Origin of the sequence: Serratia sp. (in: enterobacteria) (genome assembly GCF_046715635.1) — a bacterium.
Lineage (GTDB): Bacteria > Pseudomonadota > Gammaproteobacteria > Enterobacterales > Enterobacteriaceae > Chania.
Genome location: NZ_JBKJYW010000008.1, coordinates 1 through 8,444, shown reverse-complemented (window position 1 = coordinate 8,444; position 8,444 = coordinate 1). Strand labels below are relative to the sequence as shown.

Here is an 8,444-nt window from a genome sequence, read left to right as displayed (position 1 = left end):
GATCCATATTAACGCTGGCTGCCGCCCGCTTGGTCATCGCCAACGCATGGATGAGCGCCGGAGGCATTTTTTCTGATGAGATACGGAAATGTTCCAACGAACGCTGAGTCTGAGCGCCCCATAGCTGGTCTGCGGGTACTTCGATGGGGCCCATTGAGTCTTTTTCAATCCGAACGCCTGCCATCACGGTCTCCTTAGCATCTGATATTTACCCTATGGATTTCAAGTTGCAGCTAGGCGACAAACTTACTCATCCCCAGGAGCTTACTTTTGGGTAAGTGACTGGGGTGAGTAAGTGCAGGTAACAACGCTGCAACTTGAAAGACGACGGGTAGGGGGAATGCCAACGAGCCGCAACCCATTGGCGAGCCACCTCAGTATAGCTAGATAATAATTATTCGCATTAACAGCCAGAGCAATAAGCATTTTTAGCCATCTTGGCTTGCATGCGCCTGCGCCGCATTGTTTACTTAGCGCAATTTTCTTGAGTAAGCAGGGATACGATGATGCAAAAAATGACTAATGCCATCCAAAACTACGCCTGGGGCAGCGTTGATGCGTTAACCAAGCTGTATGGCATTGCCAACCCGACAGGCAAGCCAATGGCCGAACTGTGGATGGGGGCTCACCCTAAAAGCAGTTCACAGGTCGCCGATCAGGCAGGGAATCTGTGTTCGCTACGTGAAGTGATTGATGCCGACCAGCCGAAACAACTGGGTGCCGAAGTGGCACAACGCTTTGGTGAACTGCCGTTCCTGTTTAAAGTGCTGTGTGCCGACCAGCCGCTCTCCATCCAGGTCCACCCAAGCAAAAGTGCCGCTGAGGTGGGCTTTGCCAAAGAAAATGCCGCCGGTATTCCATTTGATGCCGCAGAACGCAACTATAAGGATCCGAATCACAAGCCGGAGCTGGTGTTAGCCCTGACGCCGTTCCTGGCGATGAATGGCTTCCGTGAGTTGGACGATATCGTTGCGCTGTTACAACCGCTTTCTGGCGCACATCACGATATCGCCGCTTTTCTGCAACAGCCGGATACCGCCCACCTGGCGACCCTGTTTGCCAGCCTGCTGGGCATGAGCGGTGAGCAAAAAACGCTGGCACTTGGCGTGCTGAAAGCCGCCTTGAACAATCAGCAGGGTGAACCTTGGGACACTATTCGCTTTATCGCCCGTTTCTATGCCGACGACAGCGGCCTGTTCTCTCCGCTGCTGTTGAACGTGGTCAAGCTGGCACCGGGTGAAGCCATGTTCCTGTATGCAGAAACCCCGCATGCCTACCTGAACGGCGTCGCGCTGGAAGTAATGGCAAACTCGGATAACGTGCTGCGCGCAGGTCTGACGCCAAAATTCATCGATATCCCTGAACTGTTGGCCAATCTGCAGTTCCGTCCACAACCGGCATCTGGCCTGCTGACTCAGCCAGAGCAACGTGGCAAGGAACTGTTCTTCCCGATCCCCGTTGAGGACTTTGCCTTCTCGTTACACGATCTCGATGACACACCGCAGCCACTGGCGCAAAACAGCGCGGCGATCGTGTTCTGCGTAGAAGGTGAAGCAACGCTGGAGAAACAGGGCCAGCGGGTCATCTTGCAGCCGGGAGAATCCTGCTTTATTGCCGCCGTTGAATCCCCGGTTAACGTCACCGGAAGCGGCCGTATCGCCCGCGTTTATAATCAGTTGTCCTAATTGACGGTAAAATATAGGTAAATAAGTTGCTAAGATGATTAGTTTACCTACACAATAAAACGCCTGCGGGCGTTTTTTTGCAGGCTCAATGGGTTGCCCTGCCCTCAACCGACTTACACAAAGGAAGAACAGAACTATGAAAAAATCGTTAGTCGCTGTCAGCGTCATTGTGGTGCTTGGCGCAGCATGGACTGGAGCCTCCTGGTACACCGGCAAGCTGATCGAGCAACGGATGGGGGAAATGGTAGACACCGCCAATAGCCAGCTGAAAACCATGCTGCCGAAGGCTGGGGTCAAGATGAGCTATGAAAACTACCAACGCGGGATATTCAGCAGCCAAGCCCGTTTTGTGCTGCGTGCCGATGGTAGCATCACCACCGACGATGCCCTGCTGAAGTCCGGTGAAGAAGTGGCCTTCATTGAAACCGTCGATCACGGCCCATTCCCACTAGCCCAGTTGAAAAGATTCAACCTGATCCCGAGCATGGCTTCGGTGCATACCGAGCTGGAAAACACCCCGAAAGTCAAAACGCTGTTTGAGATCACCAAAGGCAAGTCGCTGTTCAGCGCCGATTCACGCATTGCCTACAGCGGCGATGTCGCCAGCTCCATCGATGTGATCCCGGTGGAATATCAGAAAGACAAGTCTTCACTGAAATTCAGCGGTGCAAAAATTGACGCGGATATCGGCAAGGATATGCAAACCGCTATCCTGGACGCCAGCAGTGACAGCCTGGTGATCAGTGGCCCGAACCAGTCTGGCCAGAACGAACAGATGACGATGCAAGGGCTGACGCTCAAAAGCAACACGCATCTCGGCCAATACAGCCTAAGCCTGGGCGAACAAGCGCTGGGCCTGAAGCAGTTGACCGTAGCAGTTGACGGCAAAGATGCCATGACGATGGAAGGCTTTAACCTGGCCAGCCAGTTCGGTGAGAAAGGCAACAGCCTCGCCGGTCAGTTGGATTACACCATGACGGCGTTAAAAATTCAGGGCACCGATTTTGGCGCAGGTAAACTGCTGCTGAAAATCGATAACCTGGATGCTAAAGGGCTGAAAGAGTTTGCCGATCGTTACAACCAGCAGGCCATGACCTTGCTGCAACAGGCCGAAACGCTGTCGCCAGAAGCCTACCAGCAGCAAACGGCTGAGATGCTGGTGCAGAACCTGCCACTGTTGCTGAAAGGCAATCCAACCATCAGCATCGCACCGCTGAGCTGGAAAAATGCCAAGGGTGAAAGCGCCTTTACCCTTAACCTCGATCTACTGGACCCAGCACAGGCTGGCGCGGCAGCAGAATCACCGGATCAGCAGCTTGCCCGTTCGGTCAAGAAAATCGACGCGCAACTGACTATTCCGGTCGCTATGGCGCAGGAAACCATGGCTCAGGCGGCACAGCTGCAAGGTGCCAGCGCACCAGACGCGCAGCAACAGGCCGAACAGCAAGTGAAAAGCCTGGCAGCCATGGGCGAGATGTTCAAGATCACCACGCTGAAAGATAACGTGATTAGCAGCAGCTTCAAGTATGCCGACAACCAGATTGAGCTGAACGGCAACAAAATGTCGCTGCCGGAGTTCGTGGGTATGTTCGGTATGCTGGGCGGCGGTTCCGCACCAGAAGAAGACAGTGCACCAGAACCCGATCAGCAGGATGCCGCCCCGGCACCTGAGCAACCGATGATTCAAGGCCAGTAACACTAAGGGGCTTGGCGATGCCAGGCCCCTATTCTCCTCCCCACTGCAATAACCCCGCTTTTTCTTAAACTTCGTCGATTGAGCGTAAATCGGTTGCCAGGATAATCATCCTGCCGTCACAATCCTTGCCAAAATTGACCGTATTGCCGCTCCTCTCAGCTGTAGAAAGGGATCATCGAGCATGAAAAAATCATTAGTCGCCATCAGCATCATTGCCGTCCTTGGCGCAGCTTGGAGTGGAGCTTGCTGGTATACCGGTAAGCAGATCGAACAACGGATGGATACCTTGGTCGCTAACGTCAATCAACAGTTGAAAGACACCTGCCCGATGTGGGGGTAAAACTAAGCGTTGAAAATTACCGGCGTGGCATTTTTACCAGTCAGGTGCGCTATGTGCTACGAGCCGATGGTACCGATAAAGAGAGCTCCGGTGATGAAGTGGCATCGCAGGTAACCATCGATCATGGCCCCTTCCCGCTGAGCCAACTAACACGCTTAAACCTACTGCCAACTATGGCCTCGCTGCATGCCGAACTGGAAAATACGTCAGTCATCAAACCGCTGTTTGACGCCACCAAAGGCAAGTCGCCGATCGCCTCCAATACGCGTATTGCTTACAACGGTGATATTTCGTCGGTTGTCGATATGCTCCCGCTGGATTACCAACAAGATGAATACCGGCTGACATTCAGCGGGGCCAAGCTGGCGGCCGACATCAGCCACGATCTGAAAAATATCAGGTTGGATTTCAATACTGATAACCTGGAAATCGCGGACAAGAACCAGGGAAAAATCGTAATACATGGGTTGAAATGTCAAAGCGACACCAAGAAAAACCCCTTGGATTTCAAACTAGGCACCCAGTTTTTAGGCGTAAAGCAGCTACAGATAGTTGGAGATGCCTAAGATGTCCTGGTGGAGGGTTTTACTATGGCCACTCAGACCGATGCTAAAGGTGATTACCTGAATGGCCAATTCGATTACGGCGTAAGCGCGGTAAAAGTTCGCGGCAAGGACCTTGGCTCGGGCCAACTGAAGTTAAACGTTAACAATTTAGACGCCAAGGCAGTGAAGGCATTTATCGAGTTCTACAACCAACAGAGTCTCAACCTGTTACAGCAATATGAAGCCACTCAGCAACAGTTGGCCAAATTGGTTGAACAAAATATGCCACGGTTGTTCAAAGGCTACCCAACCCTCAGCATTGCCCCGTTGGGTTGGAAAAACAGCCAGGGCGAAGCCACCTTCACCTTTAATCTAGGTCTGCAAGAGCCACTCCAAACGGGCACGGCGGCAACTTCACCAGAGGAGCAACTCACACAGGCGATCAAAAGGCTGGAAGCCCATCTGACGATCCCGGAGGCGATGGCAACAGAAACCGCAGTTCAGCTAACGCAGTTACGAGGCGCCAGTACACAACAGGCGCAAACGATGGCACCGCAGCAAGTTCAAGCTCTGGTCGCCATGGCGCAGAAATTTAATCTGGTAACGCAGAAAGATGGTCTGATTGGCGGTAACTTCCACTATGCCGATAATCAGGTCGAACTCAATGGCAACAAGATGTCGCTACAGGCGTTTATCGGCAGCTTTGCCGGGGGCCCTCCGGTGATCGAGGCTGCGCCGGAGCAGCCAGCTCAATGCCACTAAATGCTAACTTAGGGGCGCCGCATGCTGCGCCCGCTTTGTAGCATTGCCCTAGCCATAGACCGCATCGCGGATCTGCACGGGATATAAACCACTCATTCCCTCAATCGCGGTGTTGGTCAACGCGACCACGCTCAACTGTGCGACAGGATCGTAAAACCAGCTGTGCCCATACACGCCGCCCCACTGCAGGGTGCCGTTACTCTGCGGCGTTGCTGCCAATGCGGCATCCACCAGCACCGCCCCGCCAAAGCCAAAGCCCCAACCCGGCCCCTGAATTTCAGCCTGCGCGCCTACATGGGGTTGACGCATCAATGCGGCGGTTTCCGGCTGCAAAATTCCGTCGCCACCGCTACGCAATGTCTCTACCAGGCGCAGCACATCATCAGCGTCACCAACCATCCCTGCGCCAGCCGAAGGAAAAGCGTGGCGATCAAGCGCTCGCGAAGGCGCAAACTGCACGTCAAAACCAAACTCCTCCGGAAGCCTCAGCAGAAAACCGTCATACATCGCTGCCGGTTGCGGTTGAGCATTGTAATAAGCCGTAGCCAACCGATTGGCGTCCAACAAATAAAAACCGGTATTCCCCAGCCCTAGCGGTTGGCCAACCCAGTGTTCAAACAGCTGTGGTAAAGGCATACCGGCCACCTGCTCTAGCACCGCACCCAATACGTCAATTGCCAGTGAGTAGCTGAATTCGCTCCCTGGCTCGGCTTGCAACGGCGCCTGCGCCAACCGACGCAGGTTTTGTTCCAGCGTTAACGAGGACATTTCCATGCCGTCGAGGATCCCCAACCGCTGATAGATCCCGCCCTCCGGCTGCTTGAAACGGTAATCCAATCCGGCGGTGTGAGTTAACAGGTGGCGAATAGCAATCGCTGGCCGCCGTCCATCGGGCAACGCAGGGGTAAACCACGGTAGCCAATGGCTAACGGCGTCATCCAGACTCAGCAATTGCTGCTCTATCATGCGCATCGCCGCCAGCGTGATATAAGGTTTGGAGACCGAAGATAGCCGGAATTGGCTGTTACGTTGCATGGGTTGCCGCTGCTCGCGATCGGCAAAACCGCTGGCACCGGCGTAAATCACCGTTCCCTGTTGAGCCACCAGCACTACGCTACCCACGATCCGCCCTTCAGCGATCGCCTGCTGATTGACTGCCTCTATCCGTTGTGCCAATGCCTGAGCCATAATCGTAATCCTCTTAAGATAATGAGGCCAGTCTACGGTTTTCATCATTAAATTAAATAGGCTAAAATTTAATGATTCATTAAGCTGGAATTATCGATAGATGAGCTCACTGCTGCAATTACTGCCGTTTTTCGATGCCGTTGCCAAGTTAGGCAGCTTTACCCAGGCGGCCAATCATCTCGGCGTCACACCGCCTGCGGTTTCACAAAATATCCGCTCGCTAGAGGCCCTCCTGGGGGTACGCCTGTTCAACCGCACCAGCCGTTCAGTCAGGCTAAGCGATGAAGGGTTGGCATTTTATGAAAAAATCGCCCCCGCGATGGGCCAGATTGAGATCGCGGCGGAACATGCCAGCAGCCAACGCGGTGAACCCAGCGGCTTATTACGGATTACTTTGCCGCAGTTGGCCGCTTCGATGCTGGTCATGCCCCATCTGCCGGAGTTCCATGCGCGCTATCCACAACTCAAGCTGGAGCTGTTTACCGACGATCGCTTTGCCGATCTGGTGCTGGATAATTTTGACGCGGGCATCCGTATGCAGCGGATGTTGCAAAAAGACATGGTGGCCATCCCTATCGACCACGGCCAACAACATGTGGTCGTGGCTTCTCCGGGCTATCTGGCACAACATGGTCAACCCGAAACGCCGCAGGAGTTGCCGCAGCATGACTGCATGCGCTACCGCTTTCCCGGCAGTAGTAAACTGGAGCCCTGGTATTTCAACGATGGGACTGAGCAGTTAACACTCGAAGTCAACGGGCGGCTTATCTTCAATGAAAATCAGCTACTTAAAGACGCGGCGATAGCGGGACTAGGGCTCACCCAACGCTTTCGGGCTGCCGTACACCAAGAGTTGCAGAGCGGGCAACTGCGGGAGGTTCTGCAGGATTTTAGCAACGTCGCGCCGGGGTTCTTTATCTACTTTCCGGCGGGCCGCCATATGCCGCTCAAGCTGCGCGCCTTTATCGATTTTATGCGGGAAAAACGCGAACAGCAGATCAAGCCGATCCGCGTTTGATCAATGAGGGGGACAGGATCACATTCTGCGGTGCCAATGAATCGTCACCAATGCGTTGCAGTAACCGCAAGGCGGCGCTTCGCCCAACCTCACGGGCAGAGCTGGAGATAAAGGTCAGCGGGGGTTCGGTCAGTTCGGCCTCCGGCACATCGCCAAAACCGATCAGCGCCACTTGTTGACCATAAAAACTGTCCATCCCTTCCGAGCCGATGCTACGGCCACTGCGCACGATGCCAAAATAGGCCCCCAACGCTACCGAGGCCTTATGACACACCAACGCACTGATATTAGGATACTGACGCAACAGGTTTTCGGCAGCTTCAGCGGCTGCGCGTTGATGACAGTCGCATTCGACGATCCACTCTGAACGGAATGGTAGGCCATATTGCACCAGGGTGGCACAGAATCCCCCCAGGCGTTCGGCGCGGGTGAGGGAATCGCTTTGTCCACCAAGGTAGGCGATCTGGCTATGACCCCGCTTAATCAGAAACTCGGTGGCCATTTTCGCGGCCTGCATATTATCGGGCCGCACCACGTCTACACCTTCCAGCCCATTGGAGCGCGCGGCACACACCAACGGCACCCCCTGAGCTTCGGCTTTCTCTTTCAGCCCTTTCGCGGTACGTACCCCACCTGCCAGCACCATGCCGTCAACGCCGTGCTCCAGCAGCATATCAAAACAGCGCATCAGCCCTTTGCCGTCGCGCCCACTTTGGGTCAGAAACAGCACTTTGCCATTGGCTTCCAGAACTTCACTCACCCCAGCGGTCATCTCGGCATAAAACGGTTCGCAGATATCACGCAGGATCAGCCCTACCACCCCCGATTCGCCACCGCGCAGCGTAGCGGCCTGACGGTTACGAACATAGCCAAGCTGCTCGATCGCCTGATTCACACGGGTCATGGTGGTAGGCGAAATACGCCCTTTACCGCTCAGCACCAGGGAAACGGTGGTCACGGATACGCCTGCCAACTGTGCGACGTCAGTGATAGTGATCTTTTTGATGGTTATAACCTCTGCAATGCCCTACCAAGGCGAACTTCACCCTGATAACCCATGGTATACCGAATCTCTCAATGCAGTAAAACGATTTACCCACATGGGCATTGTCACCGCAAAGCACCGTTCATAATTGTGATTAGGGACGCATTTTTACTAGGTAAAACGTTTTATCTTATTTTTACCTAATCGGGTACACATAACATTGCA

General features: G+C 54.1%; 7 protein-coding genes and 1 pseudogene. 5 read left to right on the top strand and 3 right to left on the bottom strand.

The window, feature by feature from the left end; translation table 11 throughout:
• Positions 1 to 184, bottom strand: a 184-nt coding sequence (locus tag ACLQ7H_RS00395) for a lyase family protein (RefSeq protein ID WP_411750962.1), incomplete at its 3' end; no start/stop codon positions are given.
• A 322-nt stretch (positions 185 to 506) separates the two neighbouring features.
• Between ACLQ7H_RS00395 and manA the strand changes: the two genes are divergently transcribed.
• From manA to ACLQ7H_RS00375, 4 genes and pseudogenes are all read left to right on the top strand, one after another.
• Positions 507 to 1,685 (top strand): mannose-6-phosphate isomerase, encoded by a 1,179-nt coding sequence (gene manA, locus ACLQ7H_RS00390; protein WP_411750964.1) that lies wholly within the window; start codon positions 507 to 509, stop codon positions 1,683 to 1,685.
• Positions 1,686 to 1,821: 136 nt separating this feature from the next.
• Positions 1,822 to 3,381: a YdgA family protein gene (locus ACLQ7H_RS00385; protein ID WP_411750961.1), complete on the top strand. Its 1,560-nt coding sequence runs from the start codon at positions 1,822 to 1,824 to the stop codon at positions 3,379 to 3,381.
• 181 nt (positions 3,382 to 3,562) lie between these two features.
• Complete coding sequence (locus tag ACLQ7H_RS00380) at positions 3,563 to 3,721, top strand: DUF945 family protein (protein ID WP_411750960.1); 159 nt, start codon at positions 3,563 to 3,565, stop codon at positions 3,719 to 3,721.
• A pseudogene (locus ACLQ7H_RS00375) lies at positions 3,712 to 5,028 on the top strand (YdgA family protein). Before ACLQ7H_RS00380 ends, ACLQ7H_RS00375 begins: the two are co-directional and overlap by 10 nt.
• 48 nt (positions 5,029 to 5,076) lie before the next feature.
• Here the strand turns inward: ACLQ7H_RS00375 and ACLQ7H_RS00370 are convergent.
• A complete protein-coding gene (locus ACLQ7H_RS00370) occupies positions 5,077 to 6,216 on the bottom strand; it encodes a serine hydrolase domain-containing protein (protein ID WP_411750959.1) in 1,140 nt (379 codons plus the stop codon).
• 100 nt (positions 6,217 to 6,316) lie between these two features.
• Here ACLQ7H_RS00370 and ACLQ7H_RS00365 point away from each other — a divergent pair, with 100 nt between their 5' ends.
• Complete coding sequence (locus ACLQ7H_RS00365; RefSeq protein WP_411750958.1) at positions 6,317 to 7,234, top strand: LysR family transcriptional regulator; 918 nt, start codon at positions 6,317 to 6,319, stop codon at positions 7,232 to 7,234.
• Here the strand turns inward: ACLQ7H_RS00365 and ACLQ7H_RS00360 are convergent.
• Positions 7,215 to 8,246 carry a Mal regulon transcriptional regulator MalI gene (locus ACLQ7H_RS00360; RefSeq protein ID WP_411750963.1) on the bottom strand — a complete coding sequence of 344 codons (1,032 nt, stop codon included), beginning with the start codon at positions 8,244 to 8,246 and terminating at the stop codon, positions 7,215 to 7,217. The two genes, ACLQ7H_RS00365 and ACLQ7H_RS00360, sit on opposite strands and share 20 nt — an antisense overlap.
• Positions 8,247 to 8,444: the final 198 nt, after the last annotated feature.